Annotated in this window: 12 protein-coding genes and 1 pseudogene; 2 read left to right on the forward strand and 11 right to left on the reverse strand. The window is 60.6% G+C overall.

Features of this window, described 5'->3' with window-relative positions; all coding sequences use genetic code 11:
* Positions 1-52: 52 nt before the first annotated feature.
* From JFV26_RS03885 to JFV26_RS03930, 10 genes and pseudogenes are all read right to left on the reverse strand, one after another.
* Entirely contained in the window at positions 53-1303 is a 1251-nt protein-coding gene (locus JFV26_RS03885) for a metallophosphoesterase family protein (protein ID WP_201189878.1), read from the reverse strand.
* Positions 1304-1330: 27 nt separating this feature from the next.
* A pseudogene (locus JFV26_RS03890) lies at positions 1331-3189 on the reverse strand (c-type cytochrome).
* Between the two features lie 141 nt (positions 3190-3330).
* A complete protein-coding gene (locus JFV26_RS03895; RefSeq protein ID WP_201189880.1) occupies positions 3331-6783 on the reverse strand; it encodes a GMC family oxidoreductase N-terminal domain-containing protein in 3453 nt (1150 codons plus the stop codon).
* Positions 6784-7924: 1141 nt separating this feature from the next.
* The gene (locus JFV26_RS03900; protein ID WP_201189882.1) at positions 7925-8491 is read right to left on the reverse strand and encodes a GNAT family N-acetyltransferase; all 567 of its coding nucleotides are present in this window, start codon (positions 8489-8491) and stop codon (positions 7925-7927) included.
* A gap of 167 nt (positions 8492-8658) precedes the next feature.
* A complete protein-coding gene (gene etfB, locus JFV26_RS03905; RefSeq protein WP_201189884.1) occupies positions 8659-9429 on the reverse strand; it encodes an electron transfer flavoprotein subunit beta in 771 nt (256 codons plus the stop codon).
* Between the two features lie 15 nt (positions 9430-9444).
* The gene (gene etfA, locus JFV26_RS03910) at positions 9445-10665 is read right to left on the reverse strand and encodes an electron transfer flavoprotein subunit alpha (protein WP_201189886.1); all 1221 of its coding nucleotides are present in this window, start codon (positions 10663-10665) and stop codon (positions 9445-9447) included.
* Positions 10665-12614, reverse strand: a complete 1950-nt coding sequence (gene dgcB, locus JFV26_RS03915; RefSeq protein WP_201189888.1) for a dimethylglycine demethylation protein DgcB — start codon at positions 12612-12614, stop codon at positions 10665-10667. The genes etfA and dgcB overlap by 1 nt, the downstream gene beginning before the upstream one ends.
* Before the next feature lie 139 nt (positions 12615-12753).
* The gene (dgcA, locus tag JFV26_RS03920) at positions 12754-14814 is read right to left on the reverse strand and encodes a dimethylglycine demethylation protein DgcA (protein ID WP_201189890.1); all 2061 of its coding nucleotides are present in this window, start codon (positions 14812-14814) and stop codon (positions 12754-12756) included.
* A 15-nt stretch (positions 14815-14829) separates the two neighbouring features.
* Entirely contained in the window at positions 14830-15360 is a 531-nt protein-coding gene (locus tag JFV26_RS03925) for a DUF5943 domain-containing protein (RefSeq protein ID WP_201189892.1), read from the reverse strand.
* 161 nt (positions 15361-15521) lie between these two features.
* The gene (locus JFV26_RS03930) at positions 15522-16499 is read right to left on the reverse strand and encodes a dipeptidase (RefSeq protein ID WP_201189894.1); all 978 of its coding nucleotides are present in this window, start codon (positions 16497-16499) and stop codon (positions 15522-15524) included.
* Positions 16500-16730: 231 nt separating this feature from the next.
* Here JFV26_RS03930 and JFV26_RS03935 point away from each other — a divergent pair, with 231 nt between their 5' ends.
* On the forward strand, positions 16731-17132 hold the full coding sequence (locus JFV26_RS03935; protein ID WP_201189896.1) for a lysozyme inhibitor LprI family protein: 402 nt from the start codon (positions 16731-16733) through the stop codon (positions 17130-17132).
* A gap of 207 nt (positions 17133-17339) precedes the next feature.
* Positions 17340-17756, forward strand: a complete 417-nt coding sequence (locus tag JFV26_RS03940; RefSeq protein WP_201189898.1) for a DUF3010 family protein — start codon at positions 17340-17342, stop codon at positions 17754-17756.
* 125 nt (positions 17757-17881) lie between these two features.
* On the opposite strand, the gene JFV26_RS03945 is transcribed toward JFV26_RS03940, so the two are convergent.
* Positions 17882-18826, reverse strand: a complete 945-nt coding sequence (locus JFV26_RS03945) for a GlxA family transcriptional regulator (RefSeq protein WP_201189900.1) — start codon at positions 18824-18826, stop codon at positions 17882-17884.
* Positions 18827-18902: the final 76 nt, after the last annotated feature.

Genomic DNA, 18902 nt, shown 5'->3' on the forward strand with positions numbered 1-18902 from the left:
CCATCTCTGTAGGAGCTGCCGCAGGCTGCGATCTTTTAGCATCACCCCATCATTACTGTAGTGCCGAAGACCACCGCACCGACCCATCCTCACCGATAAACGTCTCCTCGATGTTCTCCCCCAGCAACCGCACCTTCACGTAACCGTTCAGCACCCGCAGCGGGTACGCCTCGTCCTGCGCACTCTGTGTTTCCGACCACAACACCCGCGAATGTCCGTCCAGTTCGCGGGCATTGCCATACGGAATCGCCCCGTGCCCGGCACAGCGCGCGTGCAACCCGCCCTGGGTCGCGTAGCAAATGCCGTTGTGCAAATGCCCCCAATACCAGTAGTCCGGTTCCCGCCCCAGCGCATCACACACCGGTTGATACAGCGCGGTCTTGTTGTGCCCGGAGATATCGAAACCCTGGTGATGGCTGAGCACCATGATCTTTTTGCGCTGCGGCAAACCTTTCATCCAGTCGATCTGCTGCTGGTTCAGCGTGCCCTCCATGTACAGGTTCATCGCATCCGAGGCATACGCACTGTCGAGGCCCACCACCAGCCAATCGTCGTTGTACAACGCGAAATAACTGGTGCCCTGCTGCTGGGGAAAACGCTTGGCCAGTTCCTTGAAGTAGCCGTGGGCGCCGCTGTACATCTCATGGTTGGAGTTTAGCGTGAACGAGCCCTGCCGCCCCTGCGGCCAACCGACCATGTCGACGTCTTCCTGGGAGTTGGTGCCGGCGTAATACACATCGCCCAGGTGAATGGTGAAGTCCGGCGCGCCGAGTTGCATTTGCAGGGCCACCGCCACCGCTGGGGCATGGCTGTCGAACGGCCCGGTGCCCCAGTCGCCGGCAATCGCCAGGGTCACGTCGCTGTCCATTTTCATCAGCGCCGGGGTGGTGGCGAACGGCGCGTGATGGCGCAGGTTTTCAATCCACTTCAGCAGCGCCTCGCTCCACAGCAAGTCGAGCAGCTCCCATTTGTGACACCCGAGCAAACTGCCGTCCTTGAGCACGCGGGTTTGCAGTTCGTCCTCTGATTGCGGCAACGGCGTGGCGTTGCCGATGTGCAGGATCGACAAGCCGTGGGACAACTCCCACGGCACGCTCGGTTCATCGTCCGGCAACTCACCGTTCTTGAGCACGTATTGCGCCTGATCGTGACCGCGTTGCAGCAGCGTGACGATGGCCTCGAACTCCTCGGGCTCGATGTCGCTGATGAGTTTTTTCCAGGCCATGTCCAGCCGCGTATAGATCCCGTGCAGGCGGACTTTGACCTTGTCGTACTCATGTTCCCAATGACTGACTAATGACATGTTGGCATTCCTCCATCCGTAGTGGGATCACAGGGTTTTCATGAATTCGATGAGCGCCCGTTTATCGACCTCCGACAGCTGCGTGCCATACAGGTGGCCGCTGTTGTGATTACCTTCGAGTCGAGTGTCGTATTTGAAACCGCCCGGTGTTTGGCCAGTGGTGACGAAACCAACCTTCTGCTGGTCGTAGACGTCGGAACCGGTGAAGAACACCTGCGGCCGCTGTTCCGGCGGTTGCAGCAAATCCCACAGCGTTGGCACCGAGCCGTTGTGCAGGTAAGGCGCGCGCATCCAGATGCCGTCGGTCGGCGTGTTGCTGTAGCTCTGGGTCTTGCGGTAGGCGTTGAAGTCGAACGGCGGCTTTTTGAAACCATGGAAAGCGTCCACCAGACCGGTGGTGAACGAGTCCAGCCGATGGGGATCGGTGCCCAGTTCGTCGATGTTGGTGGTGACTTGCCCGGTGTCGGTGCGGCCGAATTCATGGCAACCGGCGCAGTTTTTGTCCCAGATCGGTTTGCCTTGGGCGACCTTTGCCTGATCCAGCGCCCACGGCCACACCGGCGGCTTGGTGCCGAGCAACCAGTTGGTCACGCGGTTGAAGCTTTCGGGCAGCACCGATTCCGGCGTCGCGCCCACGGCCATGGCTGCTGCGTAGTTACGCTCGTGGATGTCGTTGTTGTTGCCGTCCCAGTGCAGGTACAGCGACTCCGGGGTTTCTGGTTCCAGACTTGCGGCAGGTCGACGGTGCCGATGGTCGAGTCATCCGGGAAGCCGAACACCACCATTTTGGTCGGGTTGAAAGTGTCGGTACGCCCCGGCCCCTGGGGTGGGCGCAGTTTCTGCCAGGCGTAGGCCTGTTTCTGTTTGAGCAACGCGCTCTTGGCCATCGGGATGATCAGGTAGCGGTTGTATATCCGCTCGAAAAACCCGAGCTGGAATTTGCTGTTGATCGCCGTCATCACTGCGTCGGTGGTGAATGTCGGGTCGCTGGCGCAATCGTAGGCGAACCACTGGAACGCTTGCAGTTGCAGGGTGTTGGCCGGTGCGGTGGCCACGGTTGTGGCGACGTCGCTGGCATTCGCCCGGTAGGAACCGGTGTGGCACAGGGCGCAGTTTGGCTCGACCGTCGGGTAGCCGATCTGCCGCTTGGCCATGCCGATGGGCAGGTCCTTGCCGTTTTCGTAGAGGAAACCGAAGACTTCGTAGCCGCCGGGTTTCGGCAATTTCTCCGGGCACATCTGCGGCAGCACGGCGAACAGGTAATACGGAATCCGCGCTTCGATGCCGAGGCCGATGGCGGCGTATTTGTAGTGGTCTTCGTCGGAGGCGTATTTCTGCGCCGGCACGATCCGCAGCATCTGGTACCAGGTTTCGTAACCGATAAACCCGAGCACCAACACCACGATCAGCGTGCCGACCTTGAAGCTGTGGCTTTGCCAGCGTAGCGCCCAGCCCGCGCGCCATTCCCGCCAGCCGCCGCAGAGCAGTGCCAACGGTCGATTGGCCGGCGTGCTGCCCAGGTACAGCAAAACCCCGAGGATCAGGAACATGCTCAGGTCGCCCAGCAGCATCGGCACAAACACCGTGGCCTGGTTGCTGGTGTTGATCAGGTAAATCCAGAACGCCACGGCGATCAGTCGCGTCAGCACGCACAACCAGGAATGCACCACGAAACGCGGCGCGTTGAAGCCCGACGGCATGTAGAACACGCTGATGCCGACCAGCAACATGCCAGCGTTTTCCAGCCAGGGATCGGAGAGTTGCGGCGCCAGGCCGAGCATCGACGTCAGCAGCGCCGGGGCGAACAGGGCCGGCAGCGCGAAGAACATATTCATCACGATGCCTAGCCAGATGAAGCGCTGGAACCAGCGGATGTAAGTGTCCATATCATCCATTTCCTTGTTGTTCATTTCGAACGCGACACCGCCCTGTAGGAGCTGCCGCAGGCTGCGATCTTTTGATCTTGCTTTTAAAAATCAAAGTCAAAAGATCGCAGCCTGCGGCAGCTCCTACAGGGGAGAGTTGTTTCAACCTTGGGCGGTCTTCTCCAGGTGTTGCAGGATGATCGGGTACACATCGACCACCGCGTCCTTGCCGAACATGCAGTCGATATGGCCATAACCCGGCACCACCTGCCGGCTATAGCGTTCCGGCCCGTGGACTTTGCACACCCGCTCATAGGTCTTGAGCGTGCTCTCCGGCAGGTAGCACTGGTTGTCCGCACCGCTGATAAAGCAGATCGGCATGCTCAACCGGTCGAAGTGCGACATGTAGACGTCTTCACCCTTGAAGTTCACCAGATGACCTTTGCGCACGATCAGCGCCAGGTGTTCGAAGGTCTGCATGTTCGACTCGCCAAATAGCTCGTGCAGGTTGTCGTGCAAGGTTTCATTGAGGGTGTCGTGGCGGTACAACGACGCGTACATGAACGTGATGCGGTGGCACACCGGGTTGGTGCAGTAACCCTGGGCCTCGATCCGGGCGTAGCCGTTGAGGGCTTTGTCGTAGAGTTTGTTGAACCAGTTCTCCTTGTTGTCGGCGTAGGCGGTAAGGGATTTGACCCCGATGGCATCGAGCATGCCCGGCAAATGCAAACCGGCCTTTAGCCCGGTAGCCGTGGCCACGACGGTATCGGCGGCAATCTGCGAACAAACCACCGAACGCACGCCTTGCAACCCGGCCAGCAGCGACATGAAGAAGGTCGTCGCACCGTAGCAATGCACCACGCACTGCACGTCGGCGGCCTTGGTCGCCTGCTGAATCTGGCCGATGGCAGCCTTGAAGTCGTACTCGGCGATCTGGTCGCCATTCCATTCCTTCTTGCTCGCCGGCAGCAGGATGCTCACCCGTAAATCCAGCAGCCAGACGTCGTACTCGTGCTTGCACAGGTACTCCAACAGGTTGGTCTGGATGGTGTCGGTGGAGAAAATATTCGAGCCCACGCCCAGCCCATGCACCAGCATCACCGGGCCTTTGGTGCCGCCCTGATAACGGGTCAGGCGCAGTTCGACGTTGTCCTCGGTCGGGAAGAAATGCACGCTCGGGGTTGGTGCATCCAGCGGTCGTTTCAGCCGCGGTGGCGCGTCGGGGTTGAAGTAGATGTCGCCGGCAAACACGCCGCCGTAACTCTCCCAGAGAATCCCGGCGAAGAACTTGCCGAAGCGTGCCAGGCCTTCGATGCGCTCACGCTCGTTGCGGGCGTTGAGCACTTTCATGGTGGTCATTTGCTTGGCGAAGTCGGTCGGGTGGATGTGCATCACCCCGGAGCCGATCACCGCACCGCTCTTGTCCGGCCCGCGATACAGCGTGACGTACAGGGTGCTGGTGTCGTGCCAGATGTTCAGCACGCCGTTGTCTTCAGGCACGGTTTTGAAGGCGCTGAAGAAATAGTCCTGGCCATCCTCGGCGGTCAGTTTCATGTCGTACTTCATGTGGCGCACGCCGACCTGTTCTTCGTACTGCTCGAACAGGTTGAACACGCCGTTGCTGGCGGTCAGTGGCTGCGGCGACAGGCCCGGTGCATTCAGCGTGCCGACCAGGGTGGCGGCGTGTTCAGGTTCCTTGATCATCCGGTTGAGGTCGTTGGCGGTGATGGTCAGGGTGAACTCGATGGGCGAGTTTTCCGACTCGCCGCGAGTGGCTGCTGCTTCATACAACGGGAGGTCTGTGCCCTGAGGCTGGGTGAAAGCCTTGGAGAAGTAGCCCTTCATGGTTTCGGTGAACTGCACGCCGAGGGTCGGCGGCGCGACCTGTTTGCGCGGTGCCGACGGCAACGTGTAATCGATTTGCCAACCGCGATCAGCCGCCAGCAGGCCCATGTTGCGCTCGCTCACCGCCGAGATCGTCAGCAGCGGATTGACCGCCAGGGACGTCGGGATCACCGCGCCGTCGGTCACGTACAAACCGGCATACACGTCAGTGCCGCTGACACCGCTAAACACTTGGCCCTTGTGGTTGACCACGCCCTGCCCCGCGTCCTCGCCCATCACGCAACCGCCCAGCGGGTGGACCGAAACGATGCTGTGCTTGAGCAGTTTGGTCCAGATCGGATTCTCGACCCAGATCCCACCCAGTGCCTTGGTGCTCAGGTGCAGGCGTTCATTGCCGAGCTTGACGTTTTCCTGCTCGCCAACCCCGGGCCAATCGATGCGCAGCTGATCCTTGCTGTCGAGCAGCATCCGGCCCTTGCCGTCGTCGTGGCTCATGATCAGGTAGGTCTGCATGTTGTGCAGCGCGCCATAGTAAGGCCCACGCAGGAAGCTTTCGGCTTCGCGTTCCTTGTATTTGATCTTGCTGGTAGCGCTGTCGTCGGTCGCCACGCCAATCAGCTCGGCGAACCCGGCCATGCTCGGCACCATCGGCCGGCCGAGAGCGCCGGGGATCGAGCCCTCTTCGATGACCATGCGGCTACGCCAGTCGCCTTCGGTGCGCAGGTCGATCACCGAGGTGATGCACGGGCCAACCGGCTGCAGTTCCTTGGCCGGATGCGCGCCGAAACCGATGCCGTTGATCGGCTGTTCACAGTTATGACCGAAGCCGAGGATGTCGCCGTTGCCGCTCATGTTTTCGCCGAGCTGGTTGGAGGTCGACAGCCCCTTGTCCCTGGAGCGCAGAAGGATCTCAGTGGATCCCAAGGTCCCTGCGGACACCACCACGATGTCGGCTTTGACGAACAACGTTGGCGCCGAGAACTTCTCGCGGCCGCTGTCCAGGTACTGGAAGTGCACGATCCAGCCATCGCCGTCGCGCTCCAGGTGCCGCACTTCGGCCTGGCAGAAGATCTCGGCGCCGTGGTTCCAGGCGTCCGGCAGGTAGTTCATCAGCGTGGTGTTCTTGGCCTTGTTGTTGCAGCCCGAAACGCAGTCGCCGCAGTGGTTGCAAGGCAACTGCTCGACGCCGACGTGGTTGAGGTTGTTCGGCAGTTTGTCGAAGGTCACGTTGATCGGCGGACGGTAAAAGTGCGCGCCTTGCTTGAGGTAATCCGCTGATTTTTTGTTGGCTTCGAGTTTGGGCAATACCGGCGAGGTGCCTGGATATGGCATGGGCTTGAGCATCTCCCCGGCCCGGGCGTAACCGTCCTTGAGCAAGGTGTCGCGATGTTCGCGCACCGCCAGCGGCCAGCGCGGATCGTCGAACACACCGGGTTCCGGTTCCAGCGCAACATTGGCGTTGATCAGCGACGTACCGCCCAGCCCGCAACCGACCACCACGTTTTGCTGGGCGTTGACGTGCAGGTCGAACAACCCGGTGCGCGAGCCGATGTGGCCGTCCGGGTCATGCACCTGCAATTGCTCGGTGGCCGCGATCATGGTGTTGGGGTACTCGCCAGGCTGCATCTCCCGACCGCGCTCCAGCAGGCACACCCGCTTGCCGGCCCGGGACAGGCGCGAAGCCGCAATCGCGCCGCCATAGCCGGAGCCGATGACGATCACGTCGTAGTGTTCCTTGATGTCGCTGATGGGCGTTGCGATCCGTGTCATGGGTCTTTTCCTCTCTCAGGCGGATGGGGCAACTCTGCGGTTGCCTGCTATCAATGGGCGAACGAACACCTGGCCACCGAGCGAACTCAGCGACAGCAAAGCTGTGGCATTGGAAGGGTCAGGTGCTATAGACGGGCACGCTGATTGGCGGCTCGGCGATGGATGCGCTTACGCAGCGAAGTCGCCGGCGCCGGGACGCAGGTTTTGCAGGGAATGGGGTGCGAGCGGTGTGGCTGGCTATCCATCACGCGTTCTCCCTGAACCAGATGTGGATAAGTGACGTTGTCCTTGGTAACTGGTGAGTGAAGACAGGCGACAGATTGAAGTCAAGGCAGTGGCTTAGACCTGTATGAAATCTGATCTATTACGTTCGGGCCTATGCCGGGCGTGGCTTGCAGGGTTTAGCAAACAAGTTATCCACACCTTCGCCCACAGCAATTGGGGACAAGTTAGGGTTTGTTAGGAATTATCTTGGAAATTAATGAAGAAAAACCGTGACTTATCCAGAAGCAGGGTTCTGAGCGGCCATTGGTTGTTTTTTGATCTAAAGCTTGTAAGCCACGATTTACATGGGCTGTAGAGGATGGCGAACACCTTATCCACAGAAGCGCCAACAGACTTTGGGGGCAACTTTGGCGGATCTGTGGAAAACCTGCGCAAGGCTTGATAAATCGGGGTTTACGGAAGGTTTATCGGCTTAAAACAGTGATTTGGTTGTTTTTTAGCCAGCTGCCTGACAAGCCCGGTTTGTAGGGGCTGTAGCGGAGAGCGAACATCTTATCCACAGAAGCGCCAACAGAGATTGGGGGCAAGTATTGGTGCGCGGACAAACTTATCCTCGGGAAAAAGCTCGAAAAAACCGCAAGTTAGGCTGGTTGTTTTTTGTACTAAGGGTTGCAGGGCTTGATTGGCGCGGGGTGTGGCGAGGGGTGAACATGTTATCCACAGAAGGACTAACAGGGATTGTGGGTAAATCCAAAAATTCCAGGGGATTGGGGCTGTGCCCATACTCTGTGATCCACATCGAACCACTGTGGGAGCGGGCTTGCTCGCGAAGGCGGTGGATCAGGCGACATTGATGTTGGATGTGACGGCCTCTTCGCGAGCAAGCCCGCTCCCACAGGGATTGGGTTCACATGCCTTATGGGCGATACATCAGATAGGCCTCACCCGTCACCCGAATCATCGGGTGGGGGGTGATCTGGCAGGTGTCGACGATACGGAAGCCATGCCGTTGATAGAACCGACAGGCGCCGGTGTTGGCTGCATAGTCGATCAGGCTCAAACCGTTGAGGCCCAACTGGTTGGCGCGGTCGTACGCATAGGCGAGGAATTGTTGGCCCAAACCCTGATTACGCCAACCCTCATGTAATGCCAGGCTCGAAATATAAAGGGTGTCGGGGATTTCCATCGTGGCGTATGGCGCCAGGACCGGATCGGTGACGGGAGCGGCCAGTGGGTCGTAACGCATCACGTAGCTGTGCAGCATACCGATGACGTTCCCCTCAGCCTGCGCGATCAGGCAGTTCTGCCAGGAGAAGTCGACGTCATCACGGGCGTAGCGACTGGCACCGACATCCAGCAAGTCCTGGCCGGGCTGCGCCAGTTGGCTCCAGATGTAATCCGCGGCACCTTCTGATGAAATCTGAAACAAGCGAGCAATCTCCCGCGCATCCGCGCGCAGGGCCGAACGAAATTCAACTGCCATTATTTTTCCCTTGTGGGCGGGCTTGCTCGCGAAGGCGGACTGACAGACTATCCCGCCCAAATGTAGGAGCTGCCGAAGGCTCGGGCCGCGTTTGGACAATCTTTTGATCTGGATCTTAAAAAACAAAGTCAAAAGATCGCAGCCTTCGGCAGCTCCTACAAAAAGCGTTAGCGAACCACGCCTTCTTCGATCAACAACTTCAGAATTGCTTCGGCCCCGGCTTGTGCGGTTACCCCTTTAAGGACTTGCCCACCCCCACCGCTGGCCTTGGCTGTCGCGGCTTTCATCCGGTCGGCGGCGCTTTTGGCTTTGATCACTTTCAGGCGTTTTGGCCGCGGCTTGGCCGGTTGCAGAGTGGCAACCGCCAGCAGCTCATCATCAATCACTTCGACGTCATCGGCCTGCAACACGCCGCGTCGGGCCGGGCCGTAGGCGCTTTGCCGAGGCTTCGGCGCAGCGTTATCCACAGTCGCCAGAAACGGCAGCCGTACTTTCAAGCGACGACGCTGACCACGGGGCAAGGCTTGCAGCACCAGGGCCGAATTACCGTCGATGGATTCAACCTGAGCCAGCCCCACCACCAGCGGCCAGCCGAGGCTTTCCGCCAGCAGGAACGGCAACATGCCCGAGCCTTCGCCGGTCTCAGCCTGGCTGCCGGTCAGCACGACTTGCGCCCCGGCGTCACGCAAATAGGCGGTCAACGCGGGCAGCGCGTCGGCGCCTTCCGGTTGTTCCAGCACGTGCAGTTGTTCCAGCCCCATGCCCAGATAGGCACGCAGAGCGGGTTCCGCGACGTTGCCGGCATGCAGCACTTGCAGGTTATCCCCAGCCAGTTGCAGCCCCAGTTCCACGGCGCGCGCGTCCAGTTCGGCGCGGCGTGGCCGGCCGGAGGTCGGGTGGGCGCCGATGGACACCAGGCTGATGACGTTAGTACTCATAACCCTTTCCTTCCCTTAAGCCGCATCGCGCTTGGCGTCGTTGCGATAAGCCGCTATCGCATCGATCAAGGCTTGAAGAATCCCGGCGCTTTCGCCGATCACCGACAGGTCGGCCCGTTTGATCATGTCGCAGCCAGGATCGAGGTTGATCGCCACCACCTTGTCGCAGGCACCGATGCCTTGCAGGTGCTGGATCGCCCCGGAAATCCCCACGGCCACGTAGACCCGCGCGGTGACCCAGGTACCAGACGCTCCGACCTGACGATCGCGGGCCATGAACCCATCGTCCACCGCCACCCGGGATGCACCTTCGGTAGCGCCCAGCGCTTCGGCCGTCCTGTGGAAAAGTCCCCAGTCCTTGACCCCGTTGCCACCGGAGAAGATGAACTCGGCTTCGGCCATTGGAATCGCTGCCGGGTCCACCGCCACCGCGCCTAAATCTTCGATGCGCGACAGGCTGCGAACCACGGCTGTGGATAACTCCACCGGCAAGGCTTCGTGACGGGTTTCGCTGACCGGTTCGGCGCACTCGACGGCGGCCAGAATCAAGCGCGCAACCGGCCGGGCAAGGTCTTGCAGGCCCGCACCGGCGCGGCCGATGCATTCCTGATCCTTGACCTGCCAGACCCGTGTGGCCGGGCGCTCACCCAGTGCAGCAGCGAAGCGGCGACCGAGTTCGCCACCACCGCTGCGGCTGTCCGGCAGCAACCAGTGACGCGGGTTGAACTGGTTATCCACAGCCCGCAGGCCCTGGACCCGTTGTTCCGGTGCATAACCGCTGAATTGATCGCCTTCAAGCACCAGCAAGCGATCAACGCCTGCAGTGGCAAAGGCGTTTTCTTTGTGTTCGCCGAAAACCACGGCCAACACCGCGCCGTCCTTGCCGGCCAACTGATGAGCGAGGCCGAGCAAGTCGCGGTCGTGGCTGCTCAAGCGCCCGCCGACCATGTCCGGCACGACGCTGATGTAAAACGCCGGTTGCGGCACCTGATGCAGCGGCAATTGCACGTCAACGGCGGCCGAACGCTTGGTCGCCCCGCCCTGCTGCGCGCCACTGCGGTCGATGCGCTTGATGCCGTTAGGCCCGATAAAACCAATGCCATGCAGGTTCTTGCGGATGACGCCGTTAGGCCCCATCCAGCTGTGTTGCGCCGGTTGCATCGCCGCGTGCAGCGGGTGCAGCCGGTTACGGGCAATCCATTCGGCGCGGGGGTCGCGGCGGATAATGTCGCTCATCAGTGGGCCTCCGCAGGTTCACGTTTGGCCGGGGTACCTGGCTTGCTCGGTGCAGCGTCTTCGAGCAGTGCGTCAGCCACCAGTTCGGCGATGTCCTTGATCAGCGGACGCGGTTCAACCACGCCTTCGAGCATCGCGGTGCATTGTGGGCAACCGACGGCCACCAGCTCGGCGCCGGTTTCGCGGATGTCATCCATGCGCATGTCGGGGATCCGTTGCTTGCCCGGTATGTCGGTGATCGGCGCACCACCGCCACCACCGCAGCAGCGCGAGCGGAAACCGGAGCGTTGCATTTCCTTCACTTCAATCCCGAGGGCGCGCAGCACTTCACGCGGCGCCTCGTATTCACCGTTGTAGCGACCGAGGTAGCACGGGTCGTGATAAGTCACGCTGCTGCCTTTGTGCTGGCCGAGGTTCAGGGCGCCAGCGCCGATGATTTCGGCCATGTAGGTGCTGTGGTGCTGCACGAGGTAGTTGCCGTCGAAGGCGCCGTACTCGTTTTTCAGCACGTGGAAGCTGTGCGGGTCGCAGGTGACGATGCGGTTGAAGCTGTATTTGGCCAGGGTCTGGATGTTGCGTCTGGCCAACAGCTGGAAGGTCGCTTCGTCGCCCAGGCGTCGGGCCACGTCACCGCTGTCGCGCTCTTCGAGTCCGAGTACCGCGAAGTCGACCTTGGCCGCCTTCAGCACTTTGACAAAGGCGCGCAAGGTGCGCTGGTTGCGCATGTCGAAGGCACCGTCGCCGACCCAGAACAGCACGTCGACCGACTTCTTCTCGCTGAGCAGATTCAGGTTCAAATCCGCCGCCCAGTTCATCCGCCCGCCCGGGGCGAAGCCGCCAGGGTTGTCGGTGGCGATCAGGTTTTCCAGGACTTCGGCGCCCTTGTTTGGCGTGGCGCCTTTTTCCAGAGTCAGATGGCGGCGCATGTCGACGATGGCGTCAACGTGCTCGATCATCATCGGGCATTCCTCGACGCAGGCGCGGCAGGTGGTGCAGGACCACAGGGTTTCGGCGTCTACCAGACCGTTGACGATCGGTTGATGCGGATTACCGGCGTGTTCACCAATCGCTTTGCCTGGGTACGGGCTGCCAGCGAACTTGGCGTCAGTCCCACCGGCCAGGCCAACCACCATGTCTTGAATCAGTTTTTTCGGGTTCAGCGGCTGGCCGGCGGCGAACGCCGGGCACGCCGCTTCGCACTTGCCGCACTGCACGCAAGCGTCAAAGCCGAGCAGTTGGTTCCAGGTGAAATCCGTGGGTTTTTCCACGCCCAGCGGCGCGGTTCGGTCATTCAGGTCCAGCGGTTTCAAACCAGTGGAACGGCCGCCATTAAAGCGTTCGGCGCGACGGTGCCAGGCCAGGTGCAACGCACCGGCGAAGGCGTGCTTCATCGGCCCGCCCCAGGTCATGCCGAAGAACAATTCCGAGACGCCCCAGAGCACGCCGACACCGAGGATGGCCGCCAACAGCCAACCGCCGAAGTTTTCCGGGAGGATACCCGCCACCGGCAGGGTCACCAGGAAGAACGACGCCGAGAACGCCAGCAAGCTTTTCGGCAAGCGCATCCACGGACCTTTGGACAAACGGGCCGGTGGGTTGCGCCGACGCAGGTAGACAAAGATCGCGCCGACGAACATCACCGCTGTCATCAGCAACAGTGCATAACCGAGGAAGCGGTTATGCAGGCCAAAACCGTGCACCAGAATCGCCAGCACGATGGACGCCACCGCACCACCGGCCGTGGCTACGTGGGTGTTGGCGATGTATTTGTCCCGCGCCACCACGTGGTGCAAGTCAACCATGTAGCGCTTGGGCATGGCCAGCAGGCCGCCGATCAGGTCGACTTTCGAAGCCCGGCCCCGGCGCCACATGGCCACCCGCCGCAACGCGCCCAGGACACCCAGGCCCAGGGCAGCAAACAGCAGGATTGGAAGAAGGGTGTTCAACATGGTGCAGCTCCCGCCAGTACATCTTGGAGAAACGCGGTCGGTGTAGGAGCTGCCGCAGGCTACGATCTTTTGATCTTGATCTTAGAAAACAAAATCAAAAGATCGCAGCCTGCGGCAGCTCCTACGGGGTTAGCCGGGCTTAGAAATCCTTGCACAACCGCAGGGCGTCGTAGATCGCCGCGTGGGTGTTGCGCTGGGCCACGCAGTCGCCGATGCGGAACAGCAAGTAGCCGTCACCCTGTTGGCTCAGCGAAGGCTGCGGCTTGATCGCGAACAGGGCTTCGATGTCCATCTGGCCCTTGTTGCGCGACGCTTCCTTCAGCGCGTAATAGATTTCCTCGTCCGGACGCACGCCGTTTTCGACGACGACCTGGTCCACCACCCGCTCCTCTTTGGCGCCGGTGTATTCGTTTTCCAGCACCGCCACCAACTTGTCGCCTTCGCGGTAGACCTTCTCCAGCATCATGTCGCCGGTCATGATCACTTCTTTCGGGTACATGCTGCGGTAGTACGTCGGGAACGATGTGCCGCCAATCGCTACACCCGGCTTGATGTCGTCGGTGACGATCTCGACCTGGCTGCCCTTGTCGGCGAGGAAGTCCGCGGTGGACATCCCGGTAAATTCGCAAATGGTGTCGTAGACCAGCACGTTTTTGCCCGGCGCAACCTTGCCGTCAAGGATGTCCCAGCTGCTGACCACCAGGCCTTCCGCCGCGCCCCAGTGTTCGTTCTGCTCCAGGAATGGATGACCGCCGACGGCGAGCACAACCACGTCCGGACGCAGATCGAGAATGGTCGCGGCATCAGCCGCGACACCCAGGCGCAGGTCGACTTTCAACCTCGCCAGCTCAAGCTGGAACCAGCGCGTGATACCGGCGATCTGGTCCCGTTGCGGGGCTTTCGAAGCAGTAGTGATCTGCCCGCCGATGAATTCTTTCTTCTCGAACAGGGTCACGTCGTGGCCACGTTCAGCCGACACGCGAGCCGCTTCCATCCCGGCAGGACCGGCACCGACCACCACGACTTTGCGCTTCACACCGGTCGACTTCTCGATAATGTGCGGCACGCCCATGTATTCACGGGAAGTCGCGGCGTTCTGGATGCACAGCACATCCAGGCCCTGGTACTGACGATCGATGCAGTAGTTGGCGCCGACGCATTGTTTGATCTGGTCGACCTGGCCCATTTTGATCTTGGCGATCAGGTGCGGGTCGGCGATGTGGGCGCGGGTCATGCCGACCATGTCGACGTAGCCGCCTTCCAGAATACGGGTCGCCTGGTTCGGGTCCTTGATGTTCTGCGCGTGCAGCACCGGGGCCTTGACCACTTCCTTGATACCGGCCGCCAAATGCAGGAATGGCTCCGGTGGATAACTCATGTTCGGGATAACGTTGGCCAGGGTGTTGTGGGTATCGCAACCCGAACCGACCACGCCGATGAAGTCGATCATGCCGGTGTCGTCGTAGTACTTGGCGATCTGCTTCATGTCTTCGTGGGACAAGCCGTCCGGGTGGAACTCGTCACCGCACAGACGGATGCCGACGCAGAAATCCGGGCCGACTTCCTTGCGCACAGCCTTCAGGACTTCCAGACCGAAACGCATGCGGTTCTCGAAGCTGCCGCCCCATTCATCGGTACGTTTGTTGACGCGCGGGCTCCAGAACTGGTCGATCATGTGCTGGTGCACCGCCGACAGTTCAACGCCGTCCAGGCCGCCGGCCTTGGCGCGGCCAGCCGCTGTGGCGTAGTTACCGATCACCCGCCAGATTTCTTCCGGCTCGATGGTTTTGCAGGTCGCACGGTGCACCGGTTCACGGATGCCCGATGGCGACAGCAGGGTTGGCCAGTGCTCGCCGTCCCAACGCGAGCGTCGGCCCATGTGAGTAATCTGGATCATGATCTTGGCGCCATGCTTGTGCATGGCATCGGCCAGGTTCTGGAAGTGCGGAATGATCCGGTCGTCGGCCAGGTTGACCGATTTCCACCAGCCTTGCGGGCTGTCGATGGCCACGCTGGAAGAACCGCCGCAAATCGCCAGGCCGATCCCGCCCTTGGCTTTCTCTTCGTAATACTTGACGTACCGGTCGGTGGTCATGCCGCCGTCGGTGGCATAAACCTCGGCGTGCGCGGTGCTGAGCACGCGGTTACGGATGGTCAGTTTGCCGATCTGGATCGGCTGGAACATTGCTTCGAAAGCCATGGCGGGGTCCTCGACTTACAACGGCTTGACGGTGAACAAACCGTCGTCGTGGCCTTCTTCGGAGCCACCGTAGACTTGCTCGGCAACGGTGCGGATGCTGCTGCCGCGGGCTTGCAGAATCTGGTCCATGGCACCGGCAAACCAGCCAGTGAACATGTAGTCGACCTTGCGCCCGACCTTGCCGTACACGTAGACGAACGCCGAGTGTTCGAGCTTGACGTTGGCGGTGCCTTTGTCGAGGTCGATGTCCTGGATCTTGAACAGGCCCCAGCCGCGTTGCGACAGGCGCTTCATGTAGTGCTCGAACACCGCGACGCCTTCCAGGCCGTGGCATTCAGCTTCTTTTTCACACCAGTGCCAGGCGGATTTGTAGCCGGCCTTGTAGAGGATTTCAGCGTAGGCCTCGCTGCCCAGCACTTCCTCGATGCCCATGTGGTTGTTGACGAAGAAGTGACGCGGTACGTACAGCATTGGCAGGGCGTCGGAGGTCCAGACACCGGTTTCGCTGTCGACTTCGATTGGCAATTGCGGGGCGATCTTGGCCATGGAAACTTAACTCCGGAAAATTCGTGGTGTGTTTTGCGTAGCAGCTGCCGAGGTACGAGGCTGCGTTGCGTGTCCGTAGGACCGCCCTCGGGGGCCGCTTCGCAGCCCGACGCAGCCTCGTACCTCGGCAGCTGCTACAAGGAATCGTTGTTCAAGTGGGCTTATTCGCCCCAGACGTCTTTCAAGACGTTGACCCAGTTCTCGCCCATGATCTTGCGGACCACGCGCTCGGAATGGCCGCGCTTGAGCAGCGTCTCGGTCAGGTTCGGGAACTCGCCGACGGTGCGGATGCCCAGCGGGTTGATGATCTTGCCGAAGCTGGTCAGACGGCGGGCGTAGCCTTTGTCGTGGGTCAGGTATTCGAAGAAGTCCTGGCCATGGCCCTGGGTGAAGTCGGTGCCGATGCCGATGGCGTCTTCGCCGACGATGTTCATGGTGTATTCGATGGCTTCGGCGTAGTCGTCGATGGTCGAATCGATGCCCTTGGCCAGGAACGGCGCGAACATGGTCACGCCGACGAAACCGCCGTGATCGGCGATGAACTTCAGTTCTTCATCGGATTTGTTGCGCGGGTGGATTTTCAGACCCGACGGCAGGCAATGGGAGTAGCAAACCGGCTTCTTGGATTCGAGGATGACTTCTTCGGAAGTCTTGGAGCCGACGTGGGACAGGTCACACATGACGCCGACGCGGTTCATCTCGGCAACGATTTCACGACCGAAGCCCGACAGGCCGCCATCGCGTTCGTAGCAACCGGTGCCCACCAGGTTCTGGGTGTTGTAGCACATCTGCACGATACCGACGCCGAGCTGCTTGAACACCTCGACATAGCCGATCTGGTCTTCAAAGGCGTGGGCATTCTGGAAGCCGAAGAGGATGCCGGTTTTGCCCTGCTCCTTGGCTTTGCGGATATCGGCGGTGGTGCGCACCGGAATCACCAGGTCGCTGTTCTCGCGGATCAGCTTCTGGCTCGCGGCGATGTTATTGATCGTGGCCTGAAAGCCTTCCCACACCGACACAGTGCAGTTGGCTGCGGTCAGACCGCCCTTGCGCATGTCTTCGAACAGCTCGCGGTTCCACTTGGCGATAATCAGCCCGTCGATAACGATGCTGTCGGCGTGCAATTCGGCTGGGCTCATCAGGCAGTCCCCTATTAGCGATTCATGCGCCGAATCGTGTGCCGGCGCTTTGGGGCCAGCATATGCCTGAGGACCGGGGCAGCCGGGTGCAAAAACGACAGGGGGTTTGCCGAAAGCGTCAATCTGCGACAAAGGGTCGTCGCCGGGCGTCATCGCACACCTGTTCAAGGGCCTGCGCATGGGCCAGAATTCGGCGCATCACTGGATGCTTACTGGATTTAGGGCGACGCAATGAAATCGATCTTCCTGGCTTTGGCACTGATAGCGACTGGCGTACAGGCAGCTGAAGAGTCCGACAACAACCCCTGCGATGCGGTCGAAAACGACGTCCAGACCCTGGAATGCTCGGCCTACAGCAGAACCACCGCCGAGCAACTGCTCAAGGACAACTATCAGGGGCTGAACGAGCGTCTGCAGTCGGTTTACGGCAAGAACAAGGCACAGTTGAGCGACATCACTGAAAAGCTCAAGGTTGCCCAGCAGCAATGGTTGAAGACACGTGATGCGGATTGCGCGGTGGAAGCGTTCCCGGCGACGAGTGGTAGCAAGGCATTCACCATTGCGCAGAATGACTGTATGGCGCGGATGAGTGACGAGCGGTCGGAGTTTTTGGAGTCGATTTCGCAGGAATAAAAGACAACGTCTGGTCTTTTTTTCTGCAGGCCATCAGATCGCCAAGATCGCAGCCTTCGGCAGCGCCTACGCTGGACGTGCTCGCTGTAGGAGCTGCCGAAGGCTGCGATCTTTTCACTCCTCTCACCGCGGCCGACAATCCGCTTTGACCCTCGCTTCAAGGTGCGCGACCATCGCCCCCAATTCAACGTCCCCCAAGGCCCGACCATGAAAATCTGCGGCATCGAAATCAAAGGCAGCGAAGCGATCATCGCCCTGGCCTCCCTCGACGGTCAGGCGCTGAGCCACGTCGCCCTGGCCACCAAGAAAATCGCCCTGGACGATGACGACGAAGCCGCGAACGTCAAAGTCTTCGCCGCTCAGGTCGCGTCGTTTGTGCGGGAGAATTCGATTGATCGGATTGCGATCAAGAAGCGCAGCAAGAAGGGTGAGTTTGCCGGTGGGCCGACGACGTTCAAGATCGAGGGTGTTTTTCAGTTGCTGGAAAATTGCGAGGTGACGCTGTTGTCGCCGCAGACGATCAATGCGCAGGCTAAAAAGCACAACTTCGAACTGCCGGGGACGCTGAACAAGTATCAGCATGAGGCTTATAAGGCGGCATGTTCGGCGTTGGTGAAGAAATAACAGCGCAAGCAGATCTCCCTGTGGGAGCGGGCTTGCTCGCGAAAGCGGAGTGTCAGTCACTTCAAATCTAGACTGACACACCGCTTTCGCGAGCAAGCCCGCTCCCACATTGGTTTGTGTCTGGCTCAGACCTTCGCGGTGCGCCGGTCTTCCCGCGGACACCGCTCAAACCGAGCCCGATAACTGCGGGTGAAATACGACGGCGATTCAAACCCGCACGCAATGCTCACTTCCAGAACGCTCATATCGGTCTGGCGCAATAACTTCCGGGCCTTTTCCAGCCGTAACCGCAGGTAGAAGTTGCTCGGTGTGTCGTTCAGGTGCAACCGAAACAACCGCTCCAGTTGCCGCCGCGTCACTTTGATCGACTCCGCCAGTTCCAGCGTGCTCAGCGGCGGTTCGCTGTGCTGTTCCATCTCGCCGATCACGTGAACCAGCTTCTTGTTGCTGATGCCATAGCGCGTGGCGACTTCCATGCGCTGGTGGTCTTTGCGCGGGCGGATGCGCCCGAGTACGAATTGTTCGCTGACCTGGATCGCCAGTTCCGGGCCGTGGGCCTGGCCGATGAGGTCGAGCATCAGGTCGATGGAGGCGGTGCCGCCGGCGGAGGTGATGCGGCGGCGGTCGATCTCGAACAGCTCCTGGGTGACGCTGAGCTGTGGATAGGATTCCTTGAACGCGTCGATGGCTTCCCAGTGCAGGGTTAGGCGATGGCCGTCGAGCAGACCGGCTTCGGCGAGGACGAAGCTGCCGGTGTCGATAGCGCCGAGGGTCACGCCTTCGTTGTCGAGTCGGCGCAGCCAGTGTTCCAGCGCTGGCGTGGCGAATTTCAAAGGTTCGAAACCGGCGACCACCAACAGCGTCACGCCTTTTTTCAACGGCTCCAGCCCCGCGTCGGCGTTGACCGACATGCCATTACTCGCCAACACCGCCCCGCCATCGGCGCTCAAGACATGCCAGCGATACAACTCGCCGCGAAAGCGATTGGCGACCCGCAGCGGCTCGATGGCCGAGATAAACCCGATGGCCGAGAAACCCGGCATCAACAAGAAGTAGAAATCCTGGGACATGGAGCGCACTCGACTGGCAGGTAACGAGAGGGCGGGAAGCGTGTGGACGTTGATACGCCAGTTGTCGCCGGCATTC

Source organism: Pseudomonas sp. TH31 (assembly GCF_016650815.1).
In the GTDB taxonomy this organism is placed as follows: Bacteria; Pseudomonadota; Gammaproteobacteria; order Pseudomonadales; family Pseudomonadaceae; genus Aquipseudomonas.

Bases quoted from the DNA above. Each gene is read 5' to 3' on its own strand.
- JFV26_RS03885 (WP_201189878.1), bottom strand. From the start codon at position 1,303: ATGTCATTAGTCAGTCATTGGGAACATGAGTACGACAAGGTCAAAGTC.
- JFV26_RS03895 (WP_201189880.1), bottom strand. From the start codon at position 6,783: ATGACACGGATCGCAACGCCCATCAGCGACATCAAGGAACACTACGAC.
- JFV26_RS03900 (WP_201189882.1), bottom strand. From the start codon at position 8,491: ATGGCAGTTGAATTTCGTTCGGCCCTGCGCGCGGATGCGCGGGAGATT.
- etfB (WP_201189884.1), bottom strand. From the start codon at position 9,429: ATGAGTACTAACGTCATCAGCCTGGTGTCCATCGGCGCCCACCCGACC.
- etfA (WP_201189886.1), bottom strand. From the start codon at position 10,665: ATGAGCGACATTATCCGCCGCGACCCCCGCGCCGAATGGATTGCCCGT.
- dgcB (WP_201189888.1), bottom strand. From the start codon at position 12,614: ATGTTGAACACCCTTCTTCCAATCCTGCTGTTTGCTGCCCTGGGCCTG.
- dgcA (WP_201189890.1), bottom strand. From the start codon at position 14,814: ATGGCTTTCGAAGCAATGTTCCAGCCGATCCAGATCGGCAAACTGACC.
- JFV26_RS03925 (WP_201189892.1), bottom strand. From the start codon at position 15,360: ATGGCCAAGATCGCCCCGCAATTGCCAATCGAAGTCGACAGCGAAACC.
- JFV26_RS03930 (WP_201189894.1), bottom strand. From the start codon at position 16,499: ATGAGCCCAGCCGAATTGCACGCCGACAGCATCGTTATCGACGGGCTG.
- JFV26_RS03935 (WP_201189896.1), top strand. From the start codon at position 16,731: ATGAAATCGATCTTCCTGGCTTTGGCACTGATAGCGACTGGCGTACAG.
- JFV26_RS03940 (WP_201189898.1), top strand. From the start codon at position 17,340: ATGAAAATCTGCGGCATCGAAATCAAAGGCAGCGAAGCGATCATCGCC.
- JFV26_RS03945 (WP_201189900.1), bottom strand. From the start codon at position 18,826: ATGTCCCAGGATTTCTACTTCTTGTTGATGCCGGGTTTCTCGGCCATC.